This is a genomic window from Acinetobacter sp. MYb191 (genome assembly GCF_037572605.1).
In the GTDB taxonomy this organism is placed as follows: Bacteria; Pseudomonadota; Gammaproteobacteria; order Pseudomonadales; family Moraxellaceae; genus Acinetobacter; species Acinetobacter johnsonii.
In genome coordinates this window covers 110,903-137,402 of record NZ_JBBGZP010000006.1, presented here as the reverse complement: position 1 = coordinate 137,402, position 26,500 = coordinate 110,903, and the positions used below count along the sequence as shown (strand labels likewise).

Here is a 26,500-nt window from a genome sequence, read left to right as displayed (position 1 = left end):
GGATTCCTGTTTTCTACGGTGAATTAGAAGAAATAATGCTGTACAAGTGTTGCAACACCAATGACCAAGAAAATGGCCGCACCAATTTTATGAATTAAGGCAATTGGTAACTTGGTCGCCAACTTATCGCCAATAAAGACCGCTGGCACATTGGCCAACATCATCCCTAAAGTCGTACCCAACATCACCCAAACAATACTGTCAAAACGCGCAGCTAAAGCCACGGTAGCAATTTGGGTTTTATCTCCAATTTCGGCCAAAAAGAACAACACAAACGTTGCGCCAAATACCCCAAGTTTCTGCCATTTCTTAATGCTGCCTGACTCATCATCCAACTGATCAGGAATCAACATCCAACCTGCCATAGCAATGAAACCAATCGAGAGAATCCAGATCAGCGCATCAGGACTTAAAACTGTGGTGATCCATTGGCCTAAAACAGCAGAGACGCCATGGTTAATAATGGTCGCCAGCAAAATAGCCAATAGAATTGGGACAGGTTTACGGAAACGTGCAGCAAGTAACAATGCGAGCAGTTGGGTCTTATCGCCCATTTCAGCTAAAGCCACGATGGCTGTGGAGAGGAGGAATTCATACATGATGTCTTTCTCTGGCTAGCATAACAAATACCAATGACTCACCGCTCCTGCTAGCCAAAATCTGCAGAGTGGTAAATCAAAGGTCTTGCCAACAAAAGAAAGCTCTTTAGAAGCTCATTTGGTTCTTTGCTATGATGACCATGCTCGTTTTAGAGCAAATATGTTGATCATCACCTGTTCTTAGGAACAGCGGCTACTCCCCAATGAAGTAACACCATGTTAGGCGAAAATATGTTTTTTGGCAATCTATAAATACAAAAGACCCTGCTGAAGCAGGGTCTTTATTGAGGTATTTTTGCAGTGCTTCCAGCCGCTATTTTCCTCTTTTGAGAAAAGAGAATAGCTGGGCTAAAAGCTAGATCATCAGATCAGCAAAGTACGGATGTCTTTCAACAACTTGGTCAGCTTATTGGTAAAGCGCGCTGCATCCGCCCCATTGATCACACGGTGATCATAAGACAGTGACAGCGGCAACATCAGTTTCGGATCAAAACCTTGACCATTCCATACTGGTTGCATCGTCGCTGGAGAAATCCCCAAAATTGCAACTTGCGGCCAGTTCACCAGAGGTGTAAATGCTGTACCACCAATTGCACCTAAGCTTGAAATCGTGAAGTTTGCACCTTGTAGGTCTTTCGGCGAAAGCTTCTTATCACGTGCTTTCTGACCCAATACACCGAGCTCCACCGCAATGTCTTTAATCGATTTCTGGTCTGGATTACGGAGTACAGGAACGGTTAAACCATCTGGTGTTGCTACAGCAATGCCCATATGGATTTCGCTACGCAAGAGTACAGACTTGCCATCATCAGCCAAATGACCTGCAAAATCACGCTCTTCTTTCAGCAAATGCGCAACAGCTTTAATAATGAAAGCCATAATGGTCAAGCTAATGCCATCTTTCTTAAAGTTACCTTTAAGATCATTACGCCAAGCTTCAAGTTCAGTAATATCCGCCAAATCAAACTGAGTCACTTGTGGAATATAGTTGTTTAAAGACAACTGCGGAATAGAGACTTGTTGCAGACGTGTCAGCACTTTCTCTTCGACACCGCCAAACGCTGTGAAATCCGGAAGCTTTGGCAAGCCAGAAACTTGAGCAGCAGCCTGAGCGGCTGGAGCAGCCTGAGGCGCAGTTAAACGCGCTTTGACAAATGCTTTCAGGTCTTCCTTCATGACACGCGCATGCGGGCCAGACGCGCTTACTTCAGACAATACGACGCCTAATTCACGCGCCAGCTTACGTACCGCAGGACCCGCGTAGACTTTAGCATTGGCTGCATTTTGCTCTTTGGTCAGCTTATCTGCACCTTGAACTGCTGGTGCAGCCTGTACAGTAGATGCCACCACTGGTGTAGTTGCAGCTTGAGCCGCTGTAGGTTTCGCTGGTGTCTGAGTAACAGCTTGTGCCACTGGTGCAGGGGCTTGGCCCTCAGCTTCAATGGTCACCAAAGCCACACCTTCCGATACATTTTGTCCCAATGCAACATGAATGGCTTTAATCACACCCGCTGTTGTACTTGGTACTTCAACCGTTGCTTTGTCTGATTCAACCACGATGATACTTTGGTCTTTTTCAACCGTATCACCTACTGACACCAAAATTTCAGCAACAGCCGCTTTGTCTACACCCAAGTCAGGCACTGCAATTTCAACCGCACCTGCAGGCGCAGCAGCAGCTTGTGGCGCCGCTTCAGCAGGCTGAGTTTCAGTGGCTTGAGGTGCTGCAACTGGCGTAGGCTCAGCAGTCACTGGTGCAACTGAAGCTGCTGTTTTTACAGTCAGAATCACTACGCCTTCTTTAACACTGTCACCAACTTGAACGCTAATTGATTCCACTGTGCCTGAAATCGTACTCGGGACTTCCACAGTCGCTTTGTCTGACTCAACCACAAGGATGCTTTGATCAACGTCAATTTGATCGCCAACCGACACCAAAATTTCACCAACGGTTGCTTTTTCCACACCAATATCTGGTACTTGCACATCAATCACTTGTGATGCTGTAGTCGCAGCGGGTGCAACCGTTTCAGCAACAGCAGCGGGTGCAGGCTTTTCTTCAGCTTGTACAACGTCAGCCTGTGCTTGTACTGCTAGCGCTTCAGTTTGTCCCTCGGCTTCCAGCTCAATCAGCGCTGCACCTTCAGCAACCGAGTCACCTAAGTTTACTAAAATGCTTTTAACAACGCCTGCTGAAGTGCTAGGCACTTCAACAGAGGCTTTGTCTGATTCTAATAGAACGACACTGTCATCAACCGCAATGATATCGCCAACTTTGACCAAAATTTCAGCAACAACGGCTTTATCTACACCAATATCAGGAGTTGTAATTTGCATACTTATTTCTCCTCTTTGTAGTCAGCTACAGCGTGTACAGATGGCGTTGCTTGAGGAGCCCAAGCTACTGGACGGTCCGTATCTAATTCAAATGTAGAGATGGCATCTTTCACTAAGCGTGCATCCACTTCACCTTCATCAGCCAATTTCTTCAGTGTGGCAACAACAATGTGCGCTGCATCTACACCAAAATAGCTACGTAATTTAGCGCGTGAATCTGAACGACCATAACCATCTGTACCCAATGCTACGAATGGACGGTTGTCTGGAAGATATGCACGAATTTGTTCGCTATAAGCACGCATATGATCTGTTGCAGAAACCACGATCCCTTCTGTACCGCGCAGTTGCTCAGTCACCCAAGCCTCTTTCACATTCTCGCTCATTGGATGCAAGCGGTTATATTCTTCACATGCCATACCATCACGTGCAAGTTCATTGAAACTTGTTACGCTAAATACATTTGAATGGATTTGGTATTCATCACGTAAGATTTGAGCCGCTTTAATGACTTCACGCAGAATCACACCTGAACCCATCAACTGAACAGTGGCTTTTTCATCTTTTTGAAGTAAGTACATACCACGTTTAATGCCTTCTTCAGCACCTTGTGGCATTTCAGGATGCTCGTAGTTTTCGTTCATTACCGTTAAGTAATAGAAAATACGCTCTTGGTTCACATACATGCGTTGTAAACCATCATGCACAATAACTGCTAATTCATAACCAAAACATGGGTCATACGACACACAGTTCGGAATCGTGTTCGCAAGAATATGTGAGTGACCATCTTGGTGTTGTAAACCTTCACCGTTTAGCGTGGTACGACCTGCTGTTGCACCCAATAAGAAACCTTGTGCCTGTGCATCACCTGCAGCCCATGCAATGTCGCCAATACGTTGAAAACCAAACATAGAGTAGTACATGTACATTGGAATCATGGGTAAGTTATTGGTTGAATAACTGGTTGCCAATGCTGCCCAAGCGCTCATTGCACCTGCTTCGTTAATGCCTTCTTGAAGCATATGACCATCTTTTGCTTCACGGTAATGCATTAACTGTTCTTGGTCTTCAGGCGTGTAATGCTGACCATTGGCTGCATAAATACCTAACTGACGGAACATACCTTCTAGACCAAAAGTACGTGCTTCATCTGGAACAATAGGAACAACACGGTCTTTAATGGCTTTTTCTTTTAACAATGCAGCGATTAAACGAACCATCACCATGGTGGTTGATTGTTCTTTGCCTTGTGAGCCTTTTAATACTGCATCAAACACAGAAATATCTGGAATAGCCAACTGTTCACTTTCTTTACGACGTGCAGGCAAATAACCACCCAAGGCCTCACGACGTGCCTTCATATATTTCAATTCAGGCGAGTTTTCGCTTGGACGATAGAAAGGCACTTCTTCTAATTGCTCATCGTTAAATGGCAAATTGAAGCGATCACGTACATATTTTAAAGATTCTATTTGCATCTTTTTGATTTGATGCGTTTTGTTTACTGCTTCAATTTCATCAGACAAGCCATAACCTTTAACAGTTTTCGCTAAGATTACAGTTGGTTGACCTTTGGCTGTACATGCTTCTGCATAGGCTGCAAAAACTTTGTACGGATCATGACCACCACGGTTCAGGTTATCAATATCCTCATCGCTTAAGTCTTTAATCAACTCAGCTGCTTCTGGGTATTTACCAAAGAATTTTTCGCGTGCATATGCACCGCCCTTCACTTGTAAGCGTTGGTATTCACCATCCAGTGTTTCTTCCATAACCGACTTTAAAGCGCCAGTTTTGTCTTTTGCAAGTAGCGGGTCCCAATGACGGCCCCAAACCACTTTAATGACACGCCAGCCCGCACCACGGAATAAAGATTCTAATTCTTGAATAATTTTACCGTTACCACGTACTGGGCCATCTAGACGCTGTAAGTTACAGTTTACAACCCAAATGAGATTGTCTAATTTTTCACGACCCGCAAGTGAAATTGCACCTGTGCTTTCTGGCTCATCCATCTCGCCATCGCCAAGGTATGCCCAAACTTTGCGATTTTCTTCTTTAATCAAACCACGATTCATCAAATATTTTTGAATATGTGCTTGGTAAATCGACATGATTGGGCCAAGACCCATCGATACCGTTGGGAACTGCCAATAATCAGGCATTAAGTATGGATGCGGATAAGAAGGTAAGCCAACACCGTCCACTTCGCGACGGAAATTGTTTAGATGCTCTTCAGTCAAACGACCTTCAAGGAACGAACGCGCATAAATACCTGGCGCACAGTGACCTTGATAATAAATCATGTCCCCGCCAAAGTTGTCGTTATTGGCACGGAAAAAGTGGTTAAAACCGACATCATATAATGTTGCTGAAGATGCGAAACTTGCTAAGTGACCACCTAAGTCATCACCCGTTTTATTGGCACGGAGTACCATCGCTAGCGCATTCCAACGAATCAACGCACGGATACGACGCTCCATGTCTTGATCGCCCGGCATTGCAGGTTCTTCAGCCACTGAAATTGTATTTAAATAAGGCGTATTTAATCGCTGAATAGGGACATGTTTAGCGATTGCTTGTTGATACAGTTTTTCCAGTAGAAAAGCTGCACGCTCAGTCCCCATGTGTTGTAAAACGGAGTCAAACGCATCTTGCCACTCTTGCGTTTCTTGCGCGTCAGTATCACCATAAAACGCCATAATTCACCTATTTCGATATCCTAATCTTATACGCTAATATGTATCATACTTTCGTCCTATAAGAGTATCGCTACAGCTGAATATGGCTGAGCCATACTATTTAGCAACTAAATAGTCATTGACCATTCGTTACCCAAGATAACAAAAAACCGCCAATTTAGGCGGTTTTTTATACATTTAATGCTACTTTTTGATGCTAACTTAGATTTCGTCAGAGCTGTATTCCTTTTTCAAGCATCAGACCAACGGTAAGTTCGGATCATCGATCAAATCGGATTTAAGGCAACATTGCTAGATAAGTCGATGGGTTTTTGCGTTGACCATCTTTAACTACTTCATAATGTAAATGTGGGCCAGTACAACGACCTGTACAACCGACATTGGCAATATGTTCACCCGCGTCTACACGGTCGCCAACACGAGCGATTAAACGTGATGCATGAGCATAGCGCGTGATGTAACCATTACCATGGTTAATTTCAACATATTGACCATAACCCGTACCCCAACCAGACTTGGTCACAATCCCTGGACCTGTCGCATAAATTGGTGTACCGCTTGGCGCAGCAAGATCTAGACCTGAGTGGCGCTCAGCACGACCATTCATAGTACGGCCGCCGTAACTTGAGCTAACACGTGCGCTTGGAAGCGGGTGTGTCACTAACCACGAATATGGATTATTTGAAAAACTTTTTGCAGAGGATTCCGAACCGTATTTTTTCGCCAGTGAAGCGTTGTTGAGTTCAACCGTTTTTTCACGGAGCTGAACGGTCATTTTCGTTTCGGCAGGGATATCAATATCATTTGATTCGGTATAAGCACCTTCTGATAAAGTGCGTGTCAATTGCTCAATTCGATCCGAAGATGCATTATTTGTATTGAGTTCTACCAAATCAGCGAAGGCTACTGAAGCAGCCGATGCCGCAAAAGAAAAAGCCAACAAAATACGTCGCATATGCATAAAAAACCTCTTAAAACTGTTCTTACGAATGTTTCTTGCGTGATCTCGTCCTTGATATCTACCGAAAGAAGCGCATAAGATTAAGACATTAACATGAAGGAAATATGTATGTCCGAACCAGTGAATCTCTTTCAACAAACCAGAAAACACATAAAAACAGGAAACTTAACGTTTCTCTCAAAGCAAGTGACTGCATGGCAGAAACTTACAAAACTGATTCAACCTATCCTACCGCAACCAGAGCAGTGGCAGGTTGTTTGTTATCAATATGGTATTTTGACGATTACCGGCGAAAATCAAGCGATGATTAGTCAACTTGGCTACCTTCAAAAACAATATATTGCACAACTGTCGGAACTTGATGAGTTTAAAGACCTACAAAAACTCCAAGTTCGTTTGAGAATCCCCTCTCAAACACCCGCAAAGATACAATCTATTTCAAGATCGTTAAGCACAGAAACTCAAGACTTAATTCGAGGTGCTGCTGACTTTGTGAGCGACCCTAAGCTTAGCCAAGCAATGCGCCGTTTGGCAAGCAAAAAAAAGTAACCTTGTCTCGACCCGCGCCAGAATTGCGCTTTTAAAATGATAAATTCATCACACTTATGTTTGTTACAATATAACATAACATAATAAAGACAATGACTTAAGTCACACTCACATAAGGAATTGGACACTGATCTTCGTCATTAAATGTTACAATTTCATAGCTGCTTGGATCACTTTGGACATTGCGCAATAATTGATTATTCAAAGCATGCCCAGACTTATATCCATCAAATTTGGCAATAATTTGGTGACCGAGCAAGTAAAGATCCCCCACCGCATCTAATATTTTGTGACGAACAAATTCATCTGAGAAGCGTAAACCTTCTTCATTCACCACACCGGTTTCATCGACGCCAATGGCATTGTCTAAACTTGCCCCCAAAGCGAGATTATTGGCTTTGAGATAGTCCAAATCTTTCATAAAACCAAAAGTACGGGCTTCGCTGACTTCATAAACAAAGGTTTCGGTTGAAAAATCGATAGTGGCAGACTGATATTCTTTCTTAAAAGCAGGATGATCGAAGTCAATGGTGAAATTGAGTTGAAAACCTTCATGCGGGCGGAAAATGGCGCGTTTGTCGTCGATGAGAGCTTCAACAGGTTTGAGTATTTTTATAAATTTTTTAGGGGCATCCAATTCTTTGAGGCCACCTTGCATCAGTAAGTAAATAAACGGACCTGCACTGCCATCCATAATTGGGACTTCAGAGGCAGACACTTCAATGATCAAGTTATCAATACCTAGACCTGCAATTGCACTCATAACATGTTCAATCGTACCGACTTTGGCATCTTCTTGCACCAAGTTTGAACACATGAAGGCTTCTTGAATCAACATCGCATTTGCACGAATGTCGACTGGTGGATTGAGATCGATACGACGAAACACAATTCCTCCGTCCGCATGATGTGGCACAAAGTTAATTAAGACTTTTTGACCACTATGCAAACCAATGCCGCTTGCTTTTACGACACGTTGTAGAGTTCTTTGTTTCAACATGTTTCATATCATCTCACCACTAAACCGCTATACGTTAGCATATTTAGCCATTGATAAAAAACAAAAAGGTAGTCATAGACTACCTTTTCTTCATCACATGTGGCTTAACCACATAGACAAATACTACTTACGTTGTTGATTTTTCAAGTAATCTTGAATACTCATTGGTGTTGGACGTGCAGCACTCACTGTCGATGCAGAATTCGCTGCAACAGCCACGTCTTGGTTCTGACGCTGGATTGCAGGCACATCATCATCTTCAACAACCGCTTGCGTTGCATGCCCATGTTGTGCTACCTGCACATGTGCATTTGGACGCTTCACTGGCTCAGCAGAATCTGCTGAATTTCGAGTTAAACCTGTTGCAATGACAGTGACACTGATTTCATCACGCGCATCTGGATCAAATACGGTGCCGTAGAAGACTTGGCCTTCGTCTAGATCGACAATTTGGTTCACAACGTCGGTAATTTCTTCGATTTCGCCAAACGTAACGTCATCACCACCCGTTACATTAATCAGAATCCCTTTGGCATTCATAATGGTGACATTATCTAGCAATGGGCTACGGATCGCTTGTTCAGCTGCTTGACGTGCACGGTTTTCACCACGACCTAAACCCGCACCCATCATGGCATAACCACGTGTGCTCATCGCAGTTTTCAAATCGGCAAAGTCAAGGTTAATATGACCTGGACGTACCACCAAATCAAAGATACTACGGACCGCATTTAATAAGACATCATCCGCTTTTTTGTAGGCATCTTTCATAGAGATGTCACGGAAAACTTTTAACAAGCGTTGGTTTGGAATGATGATTAATGAATCAACATGCGCTTCTAATGCTTCAATGCCCTGCTCCGCAGACTGAAGACGACGCTTACCTTCAAAGTTAAACGGTGTCGTTACCACGCCTACGGTTAAAATACCCATTTCTTTGGCAATTTCAGCAACCACTGGCGCAGCACCTGTGCCTGTACCACCGCCCATACCGGCAGTGACAAACACCATGTCAGTGCCTTCAAGGTGTTGACGAATCAAGTCACGACTTTCTTCAGCCGCTGCTTGACCTACATTTGGATTGGCGCCTGCACCCAAGCCACGGGTACTTTGCTCACCCAGTTGGATTTTGAATTGTGCATTCATACGGTCTAGCGCTTGCTTGTCCGTATTGGCACATACAAATTTTACACCTTGAATATCTGACTCAAGCATGTGTTGTACGGCATTACCACCTGCACCACCAACACCAAACACAGTAAAACGGGCTTGACCGTTGCTATCGGTTTGATCATCTTCTAAAAATTCAAATGAGGCCATGACCTATAGATTTCCTAATTCGTTATTGGCAGTCACTTAAGCCCGTATACTGCCTTGATCTTAATAAACAAAATTGCTTTTAAGCATGCTGTGCAAGCCATAGCTTGTCAAGTTTAAGCGATGCGTTGTACAACTTCTTAACAATATTCCAAAAAAATTCAACTTAAAAAACAGATTTCAGCTTTTCATTGAGTCCAGACCAAGCACGTCCAACGCGTTTAATCAGAGACAGTTTTTCTGTATCTTCTGGTTCCACTATGGTTTCTTGTGTTTCGCTCTGACTAAACATCAACAAACCTGCGGCAGTGGCATACTGAGAGCGACGCAGTGCGGCAATATTTTGCTCATCTGCTGTCACTTGCACAGGTGGATTACCCAAATGCGCAGACACACCCAACATACGACGAGTCAACGTCACCATACCTTCGATTTGACTGGCATCACCAGTTAACACCACACCATGATACAAACCATGAATCGCACCATTACGCTCTAGCTCTTGGCGAACTTGGCCTAAGATTTCTTCATAACGTGCAATCACGATTTCAGTCAGCTCAATACGACTAATCGTTTGCGGACCATCAATCCCTTGGATCTGAATCATATGGTCCGGTTTAACCGACTTAATGTCGACACACCCATAGAGTAATTTAATTCGCTCCGCTTCTTCAGTGGTGGTTTGTAACACAGCAGCAATATCACGGGTGACGTGCTCGCCACCACGCTGCAAAGTATGCGTCAAGGCCAAACGACCATCTAAATACACCGCAATGTTGGTGGTACCTGCACCAATATCGACCAAACAGACACCATACTCTTTTTCATCTTTGAGTAGGCTCGCTTCTGCCGTTGCCAGACAAGACACCACTAGTTTCTCCACCCCGATGTTCGCGCCTTTTAAGGCCCGATCAAGGTTTTGCATGGTGCTAATCGGTAACATCATCAACTGATAATGACCAATCATGCTGTGAGCAGACATCCGTATTGGGTTTTGTACCCACTCAGTGGAGTCATCCAGCTCAAAGCCCAATGGAACAGCACTGACCAAATAATGATCCGAGGTCATGTGGCTGGCTTTGGCCAACTCTAATGCACGAACCACTTCACTTGTTGTAATTGTATGGTCAGTATTTTCAACTGGCGTTCGTCCAGATGCATAAAAGCTTTTTAACTCGGCACTTGGGATCGACACCCACGCGGAATGGACACGGCATTCAGCCATATCTTCTGCTTCTTGCACGGCATTTTTTATCGCTGTAATGACTTTATCAAGACTTACAATTTTTCCTTTATTCATGCCTCGGTTACGAGCAGTTGCCATTCCTATCACTTGGATATTGTCTGGCGCATGTACCTTACCAATCAAAACTGAAACTTTGTGCGTCCCAATGTCAATCGCAACAACTGAGGGAACCGCTTCATTCATTATTTACTACTACCATCACATGTTTGTTTAATTTATGGCTTTATGCCTCTGTTTTAAAGCCAAGTATTATGGCTTTGCTGCTGCTCCACCTGCAATGCTTGTGTCATCAATCGTTACAACAAAATGACCATTTGCTATCTTTGGTGCGGCAGCATTCTTCCATTGGATGGCCAAGCCATTCCGATAACGCAAATCAATGGCAGATACTTTGGCCCAAACTGGCTTCAAATCACTTTGAGCCAAATAACTCAAACGTTGCAGCTTACTCATGGTTTGATCCTGATCTACGATAACACGTAAACCTGAATCGAACTGCATAAACCAAGTCATACGCTCCGTTAAATATAGTTCTTTTAAACGGAGATTGACTGGCTGGAATAATTGATTAATTTCATTATAACGGCGCATCATCATTTTAGACTGACTGATTGGGCCGTGTAATAAAGGCAAATTCTGATTATTTTTCGGTGTCACTTCGCTAAATACGTCACCGCTGTCACTTAAGAGACGCCCTGTCCCCCAACGTGCAATTGCATGCCGTGGCATAACGCGAACGCGAATCGCATTCGGCCATGCGCGCGAAACCACCACACGATCGACCCAAGCCAGCTCTAAAGTTCGATCACGAATTTCTTCTAAATCTGAGGTGAAATAATTATGAGTAATGGCTGGTGAAACATGTCCCATCACCTGATTTTTTTCCGCCTCAGAACGTACGCCTACCACATCAAGTTCGGCCACACGTGCATCCGTCATGACTTGATATAAGCCATAAATACCAACCAACAGCACCGCCACGGCAACGACCAACATCACCCAACCACCGAAGTTAGCAAGCTTTTCCTTACGCGTCGGTGGTTTATCGTGTATTGAAGTAATCGCTGCGCGTTTACGGCGCATAGAAGCAGGTAATTGCGCCATTTAGTGAGCCGCACCTGTCAGTGTTTGCTCTAAAATTTGGACACAAAGCGCATCAAAGCTATAACCCACTGCATTTGCTGCTTTCGGCACCAAAGAGTGACTGGTCATCCCAGGTACTGTATTCACTTCTAGTAACCAGAAATTGCCTTGCTCATCTTGCATCGCATCAATACGACCCCAACCACTTGCACCCACCGCTTGGAATGCACGGAGGCAAAGCGCTTGCAACTTTTGCTCTTCTTCAGTGCTTAAGCCACACGGAATTCCGTATTCCACATCATTACGTTGATATTTCGCTTCATAATCATAAAAAGCCACATCAGCAGGAGGTTGTAGACGAATCACAGGTAGCGGTTGACCATTTAAAAATGAAATCGTGAACTCACGTCCCGTAATCCATTTTTCAGCCATCACCACAGCATCGTGTTGGGTCGCTTTGGCAATTGCCGCTGCCAAATCTTCTGCTTTTTCAACTTTACTCATGCCGACACTTGAACCTTCGTGTACTGGCTTGATAATCAGTGGGAGACCCAAATTCGCCACCACTTCAGCTAAATCTGACTCTTGGCTAATGATGCGATAAGGCGCTGTCGGTAAGTCTGAACCCTGCCAAACTTGCTTGGTTTTAACTTTATCCATGCCAATAGCAGAACCCTGTACGCCTGTTCCGGTATACGGGATGTTGAGCCACTCTAAGACACCTTGGATTTGACCGTCTTCCCCACCACGACCATGTAACACAATAAACGCACGGTCATAACCGACCAATTCGGTCACACTACGCTCTTGCGGGTCAAAAGCTTCTGCATTTACACCCGAACGAACCAATGCTTCAAGTACAGCTGCACCACTATCTAGAGAAACCTCACGCTCAGCAGACTTACCACCAAGCAACACCGCTACTTTGCCGAATTTTGAAGCATTTGACACGTTGATATCCTTAAACTTTATGACTGTTTTATTCATTGAGTAATCACAAAACGTGATTATTTTAAATATAAATGATTGCTTGCAAGCTCAACCGAGATAGCCCCCACATTACCTGCGCCTTGCGTCAATAACAAGTCATCCGCTTGTAACACTTTTTTCAACGCATGCTGCAAATTACCTTCGACTGGATCGATCAAAATCGGCTCTACATCGCCACGTAAACGAATACTACGCGCCAATGAACGACTATCTGCCCCCACAATCGGTTTTTCGCCCGCAGGATAGACTTCAAGCAGCAACAGCTGATCGACATGTGACAATACATCCACAAAGTCATCGAAACAGTCACGGGTACGGCTAAAACGGTGCGGCTGGAACATCATCACTAAACGGCGGTTTGGATGGCTCGCACGTGCAGCTTTAATGGTCGCCTCGACTTCTTTTGGATGGTGACCATAGTCATCCACCAATTTCACATTGCCGCCATCGATGTCAAATTCACCCTGGACTTGGAAACGACGACCTACCCCGCTGAAACTCTCCAACGCACGTGCAATCGCAGCATCAGACACACCTTCATCGGTTGCAATACCAATCGCCGCAAGTGCATTTAAAATATTATGCAAACCCGGCAAGTTGATGGTTAAACGCAAAGGCTCTCGATCTTTACGCAATACGGTAAAGTGCGACTGCATGCCTTCTTGTTCGATATCCACTGCACGAATGTCATTGTCTTCGTTAAAACCATACGTGATCAATGGACGACCAATGCGCGGCATGATTTCACGAATGTTGGCATCATCGCCACACACCACAGCCAAGCCGTAAAACGGCAGTTTTTGTAAGAACTGTACAAAGGTATCTTTTAGGACATCGAAGCTACCACCATAGGTGTCCATATGGTCTGCATCAATATTGGTCACGATGGTGGCCATCGGTTGCAAATGCAGGAATGATGCATCTGATTCATCCGCTTCAGCCACGATAAAACGACTCGCGCCCAGTGCAGCATTCACACCGGTACGGTTCAGCAAACCACCAATCACATAGGTTGGATCTAGATTTTCTTCTGCCAACATACACGTGACTAGACTTGTGGTTGTGGTTTTACCATGCGTTCCCGCAACAGCAATCCCATGACGGTAGCGCATCAGCTCACCCAGCATTTCTGCACGGCGCACCACAGGTGTACGCGTTTCAATGGCTGCTTTAATTTCTGGGTTTTCTGCATCAATTGCAGTCGACACCACAATCACGTTTGCACCCTGAATATTTTCAGCTGTATGCCCGATATAGACTTTGATGCCGTTTTCTTCAAGCTGAGCCGTGGTTTTTGACGCTTTGATATCTGAACCTGAGACTTTGTAGCCTTGGTTCTTTAACACTTCGGCAATACCACACATACCCGCACCACCAATCCCAATAAAATGGATGTGCTTAATACGGCGCATTTCTGGCACTTTAATTAACTTTTTTGCTTGATCAGCAGGCGTAGATGGCGACATAAAATACTCGGTTTACAATGCTTGAATTAAACGAACCACATGTTGGGTTGCATCGGGTTGTGCTTGCTGACGTGCTTTCACTGCCATTTCAGACAATAACTGACGGTTCATCAAGGGTAATAATAATTCTTTTAAACTCTCGGGCGTCATGCTTGCTTGTGGGCAAATTTTGGCTGCACCGATATTGGCTAAAAACTTTGCATTGGCCGTTTGGTGATCATCCACTGCGCTTGGCAGCGGAACAAACACGGCAGCCACACCCGCAGTCGCAATCTCGGTCACGGTTAACGCCCCAGCACGGCAAATAATTAAATCGGCATCGCTATAGGCTTGGGCCATATCTTCAATAAAAGGGTGAACTTCAACCTGAAGCTGCTCAGGGGCATCGGCATAACGCGCTTGGGTCGCATCTGCATGGTTTTGACCACACTGATGATAAACGCTTAACGGCACATTCAATTGCTTCAATGCTTCAGGAACACGTTCATTTAACGCTTGTGCACCCAACGAGCCACCCACAATTAAAACTCGAAGCGTGGCCCCTGCTTTTTCACGTTCTTGATAACGCCAAGACGGATTTAAAATTTCCGTAATCTCTTTGCGGACGGGATTCCCTGTGGTCACAATTTTATCTTGTGCAGCAAAAGTATTTGGAAACGCCTGACACACTGTTTTGGCAATACGTGATAACTGCGTATTGGTAAAACCCGCAATCGCATTCTGCTCATGAATAATCACAGGAATACCCAGTGCGCGCGCAGCCAATCCACCTGGCCCAGCGACATAGCCCCCAAAGCCCGCGACTGCATCGACTTTGAGCTGCTTCATGTAGCGCATTGCGCTTAAAGTGGCTTTTAAAATTTTAAAGGGTGCCAATACTTTGCGGACTAAGCCATTGCCGCGCACACCTTGAATATCAATTTGATAAATCGGGATATCATGATTTTTAAGCAGGCGATTTTCCATACCTGTAGGCGTAGCAAGCCACGAGACTTGACAGCCTTGTTGCTGTAACTCCTTAGCCACAGCAAGTGCTGGAAAAACATGCCCGCCGGTTCCGGCAGCCATCATCATTACATGTTTCGGCTTTGTTTGTGTTGCTTCGGTCACAGTCTAATTCTTCAATTCTAAAAATATGGAAACAAAATTCAATTTTAAGCAATCAATTGTAATCACAAACGCATAGCCGCGAAAGATTATTTACTTTTTTTCAACAGGCATTTGATTGTTTTTTTCTACTGATTTTCAAGTTTAAACTAGATTTGTTATCAGATGTGCATTTTTACTCAAACTACAGCACACTATCAGGCCCGACAGCGCAATTGGCTAGATTTAAAAATCAAACAATGAAGGTGATTTTAATCAATTATTTAACATAATTCTAAAGCCCAATTCGCTTCATTTTAGCGAGTAGAAATACAATCTGAGCGCATGCATTTTAGCAGGATGAAAATTTGTAGTGTCTAGCAATGTAATCCGCTTTATTTTCAACCAAATTGATACACTTTGCAGCAAAGTACACTTCTATTTCAAAACCGACCACCTCCATGAAGTAAAAAAGGAACCATTTCAGGTTCCTTTTCTGTCATTTTAGCTGGCTTTGCCTGCCTCTAAGACATCAAATAAAGTATCGGCAATCGAGGTACCAAATTGCGCATCAATCTCACGAATACAGGTTGGACTGGTGACATTAATCTCGGTCACATAATTGCCAATCACATCAAGTCCGACAAAAACCAAACCTTTTTCACGTAAGAAGGGTCCCACTTTTGCAGCAATCGCCTTGTCGTTTTCAGTCAAAGGACGTGCTTGACCCAAACCACCTGCGGCCAAATTCCCACGGACTTCGCCGTTTTGTGGAATACGCGCCAAACAGTACGGAATAGGTTCACCATTGACCAACAAAATACGTTTATCCCCCTCCACAATTTCAGGAATATAACGCTGTGCCATAATCGGACGTGTGCCCATTTCCGTCAACATTTCCAAAGTTGAGCCAATGTTCACACCATCTTGATATAAACGGAAAATTCCCATACCACCCATCCCATCAAGGGGCTTCACAATCACATCACCATGTTCTTTGATAAACTCACGAATGAGGCTTTGTTGTGAAGTCACTAATGTAGGGACTTGGAGTTCGGGGAACTGCGTGGCAAACAGTTTTTCATTACAGTCACGTAAGGACTGTGGTTTATTGATAATCCACGCGCCTTCACGTTCCGCTTGTTCCAAAATATAAGTGGTATAGACAAAGTTCATGTCGAACGGTGGATCTTTACGCATCAAGATCACATCGTAATCGGCCAAGGACTCTTTTTGCTGTTCACCCAAATCATAATAATGATCGTAGTCTTCAAACACTTTTAAGGGAGAAATCAGACCAAAGGCTTTACCTTGATCGATATATAAATCGTGTTGTAATGCATAACCCAGCTCATGTCCGCGACGGCTTGCGGCCCATAACATGGCCATGGTGGAATCTTTTTTCAGATTCACCGTTTCAATCGGGTCCATCACTACTAGTACACGCATAATTCTCACGCTCATATTTTTTAAACTTGGCAAAAAGTATAGCGAAGTTTTCAGGTTTGGGTGCAACAAGTTGTGTAATAATTAAATATTAAAAAATCTATTTTATTCAAATAACTACAACACATTGCAGTAACAAATCAGATGCTAAATGCTCAATTCAACAAAGGAAAGTATGCATCCATTACCAAGCGACAGCTCCTTTCCACACCTTCTCCATTAAGCCAAAAGGCGTTGAATATCCTTAGCAATTTTTTCGGGCTTAACAATTGGCGCATAGCGTTTCACCACCTGCCCTTTTTGATTAATGAGAAATTTGGTGAAATTCCATTTGATACTTTGACTACCTAAAATGCCTTTAGCTTCAGTGGTTAAATACTGATACAGCGGATGCGCTGTAGGCCCATTCACGTCAACTTTGGCAAACATTGGGAAAGAGACTCCATAGTTACGCTGACAAAAGCTGCCGATCTCTTCATTACTCGCAGGGTCTTGCTGCGCAAATTGGTTACAAGGAAAACCTAAAATCAGCAGGCCTTGCTGTTGATAGTCCTGATATAACTGTTCCAAGCCTTCAAATTGCGGGGTTAAACCACATTGGCTGGCGGTATTCACCACCAATAAAACCTTGCCCTGATAATCGGCCAGATTTTTTTGCTCGCCTTCCAACAGTTCGGCCTGAAAATCATAAATTGTGGTCATTACATCTCTTCCATTCATCAAAATGTCATTAATTAAAGTCGCTTCAAGTTCTGAATCGATCTCAACCTCAAATAAATATCGCACACAATTAACTTGTGCACAAGATTATTATGCACAATACACTTTTATCCCTATTTCATTTATACTGCTTTACAGACATTAACACCCCAAGGACATGCAACATGGCGGACATCCCACTTTTAGAAAACCGCGTGTGTTTTGCCATGTATTCCGCAACCAATGCCATGGTTCGTCAATACCGTCCACGCTTACAGGCTTACGATCTGACCTATCCGCAATTTATTGTTTTGTTGGCTTTATACGAGCAGGACAATGTGACGCTGACCGAGATTGGACAAAAAACCTTTTTTGACTCAGGCACCTTAACCCCAATTATTAAAAAACTAGAAGAAAAACAGTTTTTAAAGCGTGTTGCCGTCAAAGAAGATGAACGTATGAAAAAAGTCGTTCTGCTGGAAAAAGCACTCTTAGCCAAAGATAAAATTATGGCCATTCCATTTGAGCTGGCGTGTTCTTTAGGTCTAGATCCCGATGATTTGGTAGCCATCCATCAACTGTGTCAGCGTTTTTTAAATGGTTTGGAACAGACCCAACACGACAGTCGAGATACTTAAGTGCAACAAGCGATTGTCGGTTTTCATCTCGATGCAGAACATCATTGGGTGGCGGAGCTTGCCTGTAGCCACACACAACATGTCCGCCATACTCCACCGTGGCAAAACCGCCCTTGGGTACAAACTGAGCAAGGACGCCAAGAAAAAATAGGTGTTCTTTTAAGCTGTAAAAAATGTATGGAAAATTCACAAAAATAATTCTTTTGCATTTTCTTCAAATTTTAATGCTTATTTATCAATTTTTTAGAAAAATTAAATAGCCTGTATAGCTGTACTTTTAAACTCAGTAAAACTATGTAGAAAAAATGAATATTACCGTAAGTCTTGTTCATTTTTAGTAAATGATTATACTTCTCATTTTTATTGGCAATTCACTCTCTCCGAGCCTTAAATCATGATGAAATTTTCACCACAGCCGCTTTGTGGTTCTAACCTATTCAAATATAGCCTTCTCAGCTTTATGATTTTAAATGCGCATGCAGCTTATGCGGATGAAGCAACGCTACAAAATAATGAGAACCCCTCCTCTCAAGCGATGACAAACAAATCGGGCACAGCAGCAGTTTTGCCCACCTTAAAAATTGAGGCAATGAGTGAACTTGATCCAATCAAAAGCTATGTCGATTATGATCAGGCCAATGTCACACGGAATGGTTTAAAGAAAAAAGACATTCCTCAAACCATCGACACCATCGATGTACAGAAATATAAAATCTATGGCTCTAACGACCTCAGTGTAATGCTACAAGGCACACCAGGGGTTTCAACCAGCTACGATATGCGCGGTGATGGCATTACCCTCCGTGGTTTCTCTGCCGACTCGGGTGATATTTACCGTGATGGTATTCGTGAAAGTGGCCAAGTACGTCGCAGCACATCCAACATTGAACGGATCGAAATTTTAAAAGGCCCTGCCTCGGTACTTTACGGTCGTAGTGCTGGCGGTGGTGTGATCAATATGGTGAGTAAATACGCCAACTTTGACTCGAAAAGTTCCGTCGGTACTTACGTAGGCTCATATGATAACTACGGTGCAACAGCAGATATTAACCAAGTGTTGAATGACAATTGGGCTGTCCGTTTAACAGGTGAATACGGTGAAGCGGATAGTTTCCGTTCAGGCATTGACAGTAAAATTGAAATGATCTCGCCAAGTTTCACTTATAAAAATGATGATGAAACCCTCACGTGGACCACACAATATACTTATGACAAATTAAATAGGACCCCTGACCGCGGGCCTTCTTATAGTAACTTACCCGCGGGTGTTTCAATCAAGACTGGCTTTGCTCAAGAAGGCGATTTTATTGAAGATGAATTACAAGTTATTCGTACTGATGTGAAATATCAATATGCGCCAAATTGGAATTTCCACTGGGCGCTCAGCTATCGCCAAGCTTATCAGAACTTTGACAACTTCTTTGGTGGCACCTATTGCAACAATAATCTCACTTTAGAAACAACGCCAAAAGCATGTACTTGGAATGGTTACGTACGTCAAAGCTATGCATGGCAAGAAACCATGAATAAAACCATTACCAATACTTTTGATATTTCTGGCTCATTCAAAACTGGGGCTATAGAGCATCAGCTCCTCGTCGGCGCAGATGTCAGCCGTGAAGACCGCTCACCAAAACTAGGAAATTACTCAAGTGGTACAGGTGTTCCTCGCTACTATGGTTTTATTAACCCTTACAATCCAGCAGACCAATATAATACGTTGCCAAGCTCGGAACGCCTCCCTGTAACCTCGGAAAATCATCACGTAGGTGAGTCAATGGGGTTCTTCGCTCAAGATTTAATTAGCCTCACACCTGAACTTAAAATGATGTTAGGTATGCGCTATGATCAGTACAATTTCAAATCGACCAATAATATCCAGAACCTTTCAAAACAATATGATGATACGACCTTCAGCCCTAATATTGGCTTTGTATGGCAACCATCAGAACAACACAGTTTTTATACTTCATACAATAAAAGCTTCGCCCCTTATGGAGGTCGTGGCAATATTTCTGTTGATGTTAATACTGATCCTAAATACTATGATGCTGAACCTCAATACAATGAACAATATGAAATTGGGGTTAAGAGTGATTGGTTAGACCAACGCTTAAACACACAACTTTCAGTTTATGACATTCGTAAAAAGAATATTCGTTATCAACCTGATGCCAAAGAACAACCTTTCCTTTGGTCCGTAGGTGGTGAACATCAAGCCAAAGGTTTAGAGTTCAGCTTCATCGGTCGTGTACTGGACAACTTATTTGTCCGTGGTGGTTATGGTTATACCGATACTGAAGTGAAAAAAGATAAGGAAAAACCAGAGAATGTAGGGAATGCATTAGCAAATACCTCTAAAAATACAGGCAACCTATTTGTGCGCTACTTACCTACAGAAAAACTCTATGGTGAAGTTGGCGTGACTTATGTTGGCTCTTACTATCCAAACATCAATAACTTGACCAAGATGGATGGTTTCAATCGTGTCGATGCAGCCATTGGTTATAGTGCTGACCCATGGAACGTGACTTTAGCTGTCAGTAACTTAACCAATAAAGAATACTGGCGTTCGGACTCTATGCCAGGTACACCACGTAGCTTCCTCATGCGTTTGAACTACCAGTTCTAAAACCCTTCAGTTAAAATGCCATCTCAAGCGGAACAGGTCACTGTTCCGTTTTTTTATGCTTAGCAAGGGACGACTAAGCCAATCAATGCATGCTTTGGGTCTTTTGTTATAAAGCGCAAGAAACGGATTTTCAGGCCTCGCTGGATTTGTTAGTGTTTTCTTAAGTTAAATGATTTCCGCGAGTAATCATGACAGAACATAGCAATTACGCACGTGTGGCAAAGGCGATTGAATATATTGAACAAAACTTCAAACAGCAACCCAGTTTGGCTGAAATTGCTGAACACGTGCATTTAAGTCCTACACATTTTCAGCGTATCTTTAGCGAATGGGCAGGTATTAGCCCGAAGAAATTTCTGCAATATATTAGTGTGGAATATGCAAAGTCGGTTTTGAAGAATCACACAGAAAATAATATTTTTGCAGCAACTTTTGACACTGGCCTTTCTAGTACCAGCCGATTGCATGATTTATTTGTCCAAATCGAAGGTATGACGCCCGCAGAATATAAACAGGGCGGTGAAGCACTCCACATTCACTATAGTTTTGCCGAAACCATTTTTGGCTCCGTCATTATTGCCTCGACCCCTAAAGGGATTTGTCATATGGCCTTTACCGAAGTAGATCGGGATGCATTGGTCTATCTGAAAAAACAGTTCCCACGTGCGACATTTATTGAAGATCAGGATGAATTACAACGCAAAGCGCTCGCAATTTTTCAGCACGATCAAAACAGCCTATCAGAGATTAAACTGCATCTGAAAGGCACCGACTTTCAGCTCAAGGTTTGGCAAAGTTTGCTTAAAATCCCCATGGGACGGCTCAGCAGTTATGCACATATTGCTCAAGAGATTGGGCAAGAGCGTGCCTCACGAGCGGTCGGAACAGCCATTGGCAGTAATCCCGTTGCCTTTTTAATTCCATGTCATCGGGTCATTCAGTCTTCAGGGCAACGTGGTGGCTATATGTGGGGAACAACACGTAAAACTGCGATGATTGGCTGGGAAGGTGCGCATAGCCAAACGCCAACCGAGTGAGAGAGCGAATAAAAAAGGAAGCCAAAGCTTCCTTTTTTTGTTTCAACGTTTAGACGCCATATTTCACGCGGTAGGCTTCCATTTTTGCTAAAGCTTCTGTTTCACCTTTAGCCTCTAAATAATTCATCAAATCTTTCATGGTCACCAGTGCATGCACAGGAATTTCCAATTCTTTTTGGACTTCTTGAATCGCAGACAGTTCACCTTGACCTTTTTCTTGACGGTCTAATGCCACCAACACACCTGCAATCTGCGCACCTGCATTTTTCAAAATGGTGACTACTTCACGGATCGCTGTGCCCGCAGTAATCACGTCATCAATAATCCAGACTTTTTTGCCTGCAACAGATGCACCAACCAAGACCCCGCCTTCACCATGATCTTTGGCTTCTTTGCGGTTAAAACCCCAAGGCACACTCACCCCATGATTTTGTGACAAAGCCACTGCTGTTGCAGCAACAAAAGGAATCCCTTTGTACGCAGGACCAAAGACCACCTCAACATTGTTGCATTCTGTCAGTTTGGCTGCATAGCCAGACGCCAGTAATGACAAGGCTTCACCGTCATTAAGTAGACCGGCATTAAAAAAATAAGGACTCACACGACCCGATTTTAAAGTAAACTCACCAAATTTAAGCACGCCACGTGATAATGCGAGTTCGATAAAAGCTTGAGGGTTAAATGTCGCTTGCGTTGTCATGCGGTGCTCCGTATTTTCAAATTGAGGTAAGACTTGCGCATGATACCAAAGAGTAGCTATCCAAGTGATCAAAAAATTTTACGTGTGGTTTCAATTAACGTAAATGGTCTACGTTCTGCAGAAAAAAAAGGGATTTTTGATTGGATTGCCACATCAGATGCTGATGTGATTTGCATGCAAGAATCTCGCATCACCCACGAACAATGGACCGATAAATTTAAACCTGAAGGTTGGCATACTCACCTGTTCCCTGCTGAACGTCCAGGGTATGCTGGCACTGCTATTTATAGCCGTTTGCCGTTTGTTTCAGTTACGGATGGACTTGGTTTTGAATTAGCCGACTCTCAAGGCCGCTTTATTTCGGCTGAGTTTGACTTAGGCTTAGACCAAAACGTGCATATTTGTTCACTCTATTTACCATCGGGTTCTTCTGGTGAAGAAGCACAAGTACGTAAGGACCACTTCTTAGACGAATACAAACAAATTTTGAAAGAATGGCGCGATGAAAATAAATCTGTAATTGTCTGTGGTGACTACAACATCGTGCATAAACGCATCGACATTAAAAACTGGTCAGGCAACCAAAAAGCCTCGGGCTGTTTACCACACGAACGCGCTTGGCTCGATCATATTTATGATGAACTTGGCTATGTCGATACTTTCCGTGAAGTGCGTCCAGAGGCTGAGCTTTATTCGTGGTGGTCAAACCGAGGACAAGCTCGTGCGAAGAACGTGGGTTGGCGTATTGACTATCAAGCGTGCTCACCTGACTGGAAAGCCCGTACAGTCAATGCTTGGGTCTATAAAGAAACATGGTTTAGCGACCATGCACCTGTCATTATTGACTACAAAATCTAGAAAAATTTAAGTATTTAGCTCATATTCAGTGAACAGATGTTTACTGAATATGAGTTTTTGACCTACATTATCTGCCGTTTTTTGAGTCTTTTTCTGATCAATCAATCAGTGCATTATGTTTCCACGGCAAAGGGACGATGTCAGGATGACAGCACAAGGACAGGACGCCGTAGGATGAAATTAAAACGAACTATGGAAATAGTTGGTTTTCAAGGATGTGACAATGGACGTTGTAATGAGACCCGCATGATCAGGATGATTAAATGCGGGTTTTCTCTTTTTTAGTCTCTGCCTTTTTAATGCTTCTTCTTTTTATATTCTATTTTTCTTTGATTTGATTCTAAATCGCTTTTATGACAAGACGATGACGCTTTAAGCTTAAATCGCGACACTAGAGCTGCTCTGCTTTTTCCGTTACTCTAAACCCAGCTTAAAATTCAGAAGGGTTTTCCATGTTAAACGTGTATGGCATTAAAAATTGTAATTCAATGAAAAAAGCATTCGACCTACTGAATGAGTTAGGTTTAGCGTATGAGTTTCATGATTATAAAAAACAAGGCATTGATGCTACGACTGTCAAAACATGGCTCGATCAGATTGGGGCAGATGTGGTCCTGAATAAGAAAGGTACCACTTGGCGTAAGCTGACTGAAGCAGAACAAGACACTGCTTTAGCTTCAGAGCAAGGACTGATTGATGCCCTCACAACCCATCACAGCCTCATCAAGCGTCCCGTGATTGCAACACCCGATGGTTTTATTGTGGGTTTCAATGAAGATGCAATTCGTGCCTTGAAGGCTTAACAAAAAATAAAAAGCCGAGCAATTGCTCGGCTTTTTTTGTTGGATGGAATTAGTTCGCGCGAATCCAAGTTTGGTTACGGCCTAATGCAGCCACACCAATATAACCACGAAGCTCTAGTTTTTTACCACCAGCAGCAATGTTGCCTTTTAATTTATAAGTTTTACCCGTTTGCGGATCTAAAATTGATCCACCTTCATAGCTTGTACCACCCGCGTTTTTCAGACCATGTACAATCGTTAAACCTTTCAACGATTTGTTTTTGTATGGGCCTTCACACTTGGTACATGCATTTTCTTCACCTGGTGTCAAAATACCTTGAATACTCGCAGTTAAAGTTCCATTTTTTTGCTCAGTGAATTTAACCAAGGCTTTCGCTTGTTTAGTTTTGTCATCAATCGTTTTCCAAACAGTGCCATTCAGCGGATCTGCTGCATGAGCTAGAGCGGTTAATCCTAGTACGCTTAGTGCAAGTGCAATTTTTTTCATTTTTGTCATTTCCCTAGTCTAGTATAGACGACTATCATTATTAAAAAGTCACAACAATTTTTCAATTTTTCAATGTGACCAATTAGTGTAACCTTGTAAATTATGTTGGTAAATACACAAACTCAAGGTAAAACAAATAACAAAATGGAATAACTATGAAGATTGCCGATCCATGGAAACAAATTTTTACGGAGCAGTTGTTAAAAACCACGATTCGAACCCCAAGTCGCTTTAGTCTCCCACCCAGTAGTCAGCGTTTTCTTCTTGAACAAATGTGCCGTGCATTTCCGCTCAATAAGTCGATCCGCATTCGCCCTCTACGTCTCGCAGGCCTGCGTGCGGAAGAATTAAAACCTGAAACTGAAGCCACTCAGCTCATTTTACACATTCATGGTGGGGCTTTCTTTTTAGGTTCAATGAATACCCATCGTGCTTTTGTCTCAGACCTTGCAGCCAGTACACAAATGCAGGTCATTCATCTTGACTATCCTTTGTCGCCTGAACATCCCTATCCTGAAGCCATTGATGCGCTGTTTGACGTTTATCAGCTGTTATTGGAGCAAGGTATACAAGCCAAAGACATTATTTTATCAGGGGATTCATGTGGTGCAAATTTAGCCCTAGCCTTGGCACTGCGCATTCGTGATGAGCAACGTCCTCAAGTCAGTGGGCTGATTCTGCTTTCACCATTTTTGGATTTAAGCTTAACCAGTGAATCTATTCGCTATAACAGCAAACTCGATGCGCTATTATCGATCGAAGCCCTTGAAACAGGCATCGACTATTATGTCCCAGAGCAAATTGACCCAGCCGACCCGCTCGTTTCACCCTTATTTGATGATTTAGCAGACCTCCCACCGACCCTTGTACAAGTCGGATCGAAAGAAATTCTCTTGGACGATGCCCAGCGTTTTAGAGATAAAGCGACCAAGGCAGGTGTAGATGTGACATTTAAACTATACACAGGCATGTGGCATAACTTTCAAATGTTTAATGCATGGTTTCCAGAAGCTAAAATGGCATTGGATGATATCGCAACGTTTGCTCAAGCGCTCGACCAAGACTAGACACATCCCGCATAAAAAAAGGTCAGCTTAACGCTGACCAAATGTGGAATCATGGGACTACAGTTATTGTTATTAGATCGCTTGCACCTGTGCTAAAGCTGCTGCAATGGCTTTGTCTTTCAACTCTGGCCCCATATTCACGCCTTCAGCACGAATGATTTCAACATCGGTCACACCGGTAAAATTAAAGACGGTTTTTAAGAAGCCTTCTTGGAAGTCAACAGGACTATTTTCACCATAGACACCACCACGACTACTAGCAATATAGGCTTTCTTGTCACCAGCCAAGCCGACAGGACCATTTTCCGTATATTTGAAGGTACGACCTGCAACACTAATGCGGTCAATCCAGGCTTTTAAAGTCGAAGTAATCCCGAAGTTATACATCGCCGCACCAATCACCACAACGTCCGCCTCTAAGTATTGTTGAATAATACGCTCGCCCAAAGCCGATTGTTCTGCATTTTGACCCATTAAAATTTCTGCATCTAAATGTGGAATCGGTTGAGTTGCCAAATCCAAATATTCAACCTCAACTTGCGCATGCTTTTCGCTGAGTTGCGAAACAATGGCTTGGCTCAACTGACGAGACACAGAAGCACCCGCCATAATACTTGAATCAATATGTAAAACTTTCATGGGAGGTTCCCGCATAATCTTTATTGAATAACTGCATCTTAAAAGAATCCTCCTCTTAGAATAATTGGTTTATTTAAAACACTATGTTGCAAAAATAGAACACTTTTCCCTTTTTATAGGGATATTTTTTCTATGATTTTAGATGCTATCTTTGA

General features: G+C 43.2%; 24 protein-coding genes and 1 riboswitch. Of the genes, 8 read left to right on the top strand and 16 right to left on the bottom strand.

Annotated features, from left to right (window positions below):
* Window positions 1–23: 23 nt before the first annotated feature.
* From WH214_RS02230 to WH214_RS02215, 4 genes are all read right to left on the bottom strand, one after another.
* Window positions 24–599 (bottom strand): TMEM165/GDT1 family protein, encoded by a 576-nt coding sequence (locus tag WH214_RS02230; protein ID WP_339422021.1) that lies wholly within the window; start codon window positions 597–599, stop codon window positions 24–26.
* 74 nt (window positions 600–673) lie between these two features.
* A riboswitch (yybP-ykoY riboswitch) is annotated at window positions 674–823 on the bottom strand.
* Window positions 824–962: 139 nt separating this feature from the next.
* Window positions 963–2,936 carry a 2-oxo acid dehydrogenase subunit E2 gene (locus WH214_RS02225; RefSeq protein WP_339422020.1) on the bottom strand — a complete coding sequence of 658 codons (1,974 nt, stop codon included), beginning with the start codon at window positions 2,934–2,936 and terminating at the stop codon, window positions 963–965.
* 2 nt (window positions 2,937–2,938) lie between these two features.
* Window positions 2,939–5,641, bottom strand: a complete 2,703-nt coding sequence (gene aceE / locus WH214_RS02220) for a pyruvate dehydrogenase (acetyl-transferring), homodimeric type (RefSeq protein ID WP_339422019.1) — start codon at window positions 5,639–5,641, stop codon at window positions 2,939–2,941.
* Window positions 5,642–5,918: 277 nt separating this feature from the next.
* Window positions 5,919–6,602, bottom strand: coding sequence for a M23 family metallopeptidase (locus WH214_RS02215; protein WP_339422018.1), 684 nt, complete (start codon window positions 6,600–6,602; stop codon window positions 5,919–5,921).
* A 108-nt stretch (window positions 6,603–6,710) separates the two neighbouring features.
* Here WH214_RS02215 and WH214_RS02210 point away from each other — a divergent pair, with 108 nt between their 5' ends.
* Complete coding sequence (locus WH214_RS02210; RefSeq protein ID WP_058870506.1) at window positions 6,711–7,151, top strand: hypothetical protein; 441 nt, start codon at window positions 6,711–6,713, stop codon at window positions 7,149–7,151.
* A gap of 97 nt (window positions 7,152–7,248) precedes the next feature.
* Here the strand turns inward: WH214_RS02210 and lpxC are convergent, their stop codons facing one another.
* The 9 genes from lpxC to WH214_RS02165 form a co-directional block, all read right to left on the bottom strand.
* Window positions 7,249–8,151 (bottom strand): UDP-3-O-acyl-N-acetylglucosamine deacetylase, encoded by a 903-nt coding sequence (gene lpxC / locus WH214_RS02205; protein WP_062031958.1) that lies wholly within the window; start codon window positions 8,149–8,151, stop codon window positions 7,249–7,251.
* A gap of 123 nt (window positions 8,152–8,274) precedes the next feature.
* A complete protein-coding gene (gene ftsZ / locus WH214_RS02200; protein WP_339422017.1) occupies window positions 8,275–9,471 on the bottom strand; it encodes a cell division protein FtsZ in 1,197 nt (398 codons plus the stop codon).
* Window positions 9,472–9,634: 163 nt separating this feature from the next.
* A complete protein-coding gene (gene ftsA / locus WH214_RS02195; protein WP_004691727.1) occupies window positions 9,635–10,897 on the bottom strand; it encodes a cell division protein FtsA in 1,263 nt (420 codons plus the stop codon).
* A gap of 66 nt (window positions 10,898–10,963) precedes the next feature.
* A complete protein-coding gene (locus WH214_RS02190; protein WP_058870508.1) occupies window positions 10,964–11,818 on the bottom strand; it encodes a cell division protein FtsQ/DivIB in 855 nt (284 codons plus the stop codon).
* Window positions 11,819–12,748, bottom strand: coding sequence for a D-alanine--D-alanine ligase (locus tag WH214_RS02185; RefSeq protein WP_078425094.1), 930 nt, complete (start codon window positions 12,746–12,748; stop codon window positions 11,819–11,821). It abuts the gene before it with no gap.
* A 56-nt stretch (window positions 12,749–12,804) separates the two neighbouring features.
* The gene (gene murC, locus WH214_RS02180; protein WP_148825323.1) at window positions 12,805–14,253 is read right to left on the bottom strand and encodes a UDP-N-acetylmuramate--L-alanine ligase; all 1,449 of its coding nucleotides are present in this window, start codon (window positions 14,251–14,253) and stop codon (window positions 12,805–12,807) included.
* A 12-nt stretch (window positions 14,254–14,265) separates the two neighbouring features.
* On the bottom strand, window positions 14,266–15,363 hold the full coding sequence (gene murG, locus WH214_RS02175) for an undecaprenyldiphospho-muramoylpentapeptide beta-N-acetylglucosaminyltransferase (RefSeq protein WP_339422016.1): 1,098 nt from the start codon (window positions 15,361–15,363) through the stop codon (window positions 14,266–14,268).
* A 480-nt stretch (window positions 15,364–15,843) separates the two neighbouring features.
* Window positions 15,844–16,788 (bottom strand): glutathione synthase, encoded by a 945-nt coding sequence (gene gshB / locus WH214_RS02170; protein ID WP_087526677.1) that lies wholly within the window; start codon window positions 16,786–16,788, stop codon window positions 15,844–15,846.
* A 216-nt stretch (window positions 16,789–17,004) separates the two neighbouring features.
* Window positions 17,005–17,487 (bottom strand): glutathione peroxidase, encoded by a 483-nt coding sequence (locus WH214_RS02165; RefSeq protein WP_004978287.1) that lies wholly within the window; start codon window positions 17,485–17,487, stop codon window positions 17,005–17,007.
* A 182-nt stretch (window positions 17,488–17,669) separates the two neighbouring features.
* Between WH214_RS02165 and WH214_RS02160 the strand changes: the two genes are divergently transcribed.
* The 4 genes from WH214_RS02160 to WH214_RS02145 all read left to right on the top strand — a co-directional run bounded on the left by WH214_RS02160 (window position 17,670) and on the right by WH214_RS02145 (window position 21,791).
* Entirely contained in the window at window positions 17,670–18,122 is a 453-nt protein-coding gene (locus WH214_RS02160) for a MarR family winged helix-turn-helix transcriptional regulator (protein WP_339422015.1), read from the top strand.
* Window positions 18,123–18,320: a DUF3565 domain-containing protein gene (locus WH214_RS02155; protein WP_339422014.1), complete on the top strand. Its 198-nt coding sequence runs from the start codon at window positions 18,123–18,125 to the stop codon at window positions 18,318–18,320. It abuts the gene before it with no gap.
* Window positions 18,321–18,519: 199 nt separating this feature from the next.
* Entirely contained in the window at window positions 18,520–20,754 is a 2,235-nt protein-coding gene (locus WH214_RS02150; protein WP_445206343.1) for a TonB-dependent receptor, read from the top strand.
* Between the two features lie 188 nt (window positions 20,755–20,942).
* A complete protein-coding gene (locus WH214_RS02145) occupies window positions 20,943–21,791 on the top strand; it encodes a methylated-DNA--[protein]-cysteine S-methyltransferase (protein WP_339422012.1) in 849 nt (282 codons plus the stop codon).
* A gap of 49 nt (window positions 21,792–21,840) precedes the next feature.
* On the opposite strand, the gene pyrE is transcribed toward WH214_RS02145, so the two are convergent.
* Window positions 21,841–22,491: an orotate phosphoribosyltransferase gene (gene pyrE, locus WH214_RS02140; protein ID WP_004691742.1), complete on the bottom strand. Its 651-nt coding sequence runs from the start codon at window positions 22,489–22,491 to the stop codon at window positions 21,841–21,843.
* A 39-nt stretch (window positions 22,492–22,530) separates the two neighbouring features.
* Between pyrE and WH214_RS02135 the strand changes: the two genes are divergently transcribed.
* Entirely contained in the window at window positions 22,531–23,349 is an 819-nt protein-coding gene (locus WH214_RS02135; RefSeq protein WP_339422011.1) for an exodeoxyribonuclease III, read from the top strand.
* Window positions 23,350–23,801: 452 nt separating this feature from the next.
* Window positions 23,802–24,152, top strand: coding sequence for a Spx/MgsR family RNA polymerase-binding regulatory protein (locus tag WH214_RS02130; protein WP_087011903.1), 351 nt, complete (start codon window positions 23,802–23,804; stop codon window positions 24,150–24,152).
* A 49-nt stretch (window positions 24,153–24,201) separates the two neighbouring features.
* Here WH214_RS02130 and WH214_RS02125 read toward each other — a convergent pair whose 3' ends face one another.
* Entirely contained in the window at window positions 24,202–24,639 is a 438-nt protein-coding gene (locus tag WH214_RS02125; RefSeq protein WP_004691748.1) for a DUF2147 domain-containing protein, read from the bottom strand.
* Window positions 24,640–24,794: 155 nt separating this feature from the next.
* Between WH214_RS02125 and WH214_RS02120 the strand changes: the two genes are divergently transcribed.
* Window positions 24,795–25,706: an alpha/beta hydrolase gene (locus WH214_RS02120; RefSeq protein WP_238893253.1), complete on the top strand. Its 912-nt coding sequence runs from the start codon at window positions 24,795–24,797 to the stop codon at window positions 25,704–25,706.
* A 72-nt stretch (window positions 25,707–25,778) separates the two neighbouring features.
* On the opposite strand, the gene WH214_RS02115 is transcribed toward WH214_RS02120, so the two are convergent.
* Window positions 25,779–26,345 (bottom strand): FMN-dependent NADH-azoreductase, encoded by a 567-nt coding sequence (locus WH214_RS02115; RefSeq protein WP_339422010.1) that lies wholly within the window; start codon window positions 26,343–26,345, stop codon window positions 25,779–25,781.
* Window positions 26,346–26,500 lie beyond the last annotated feature (155 nt).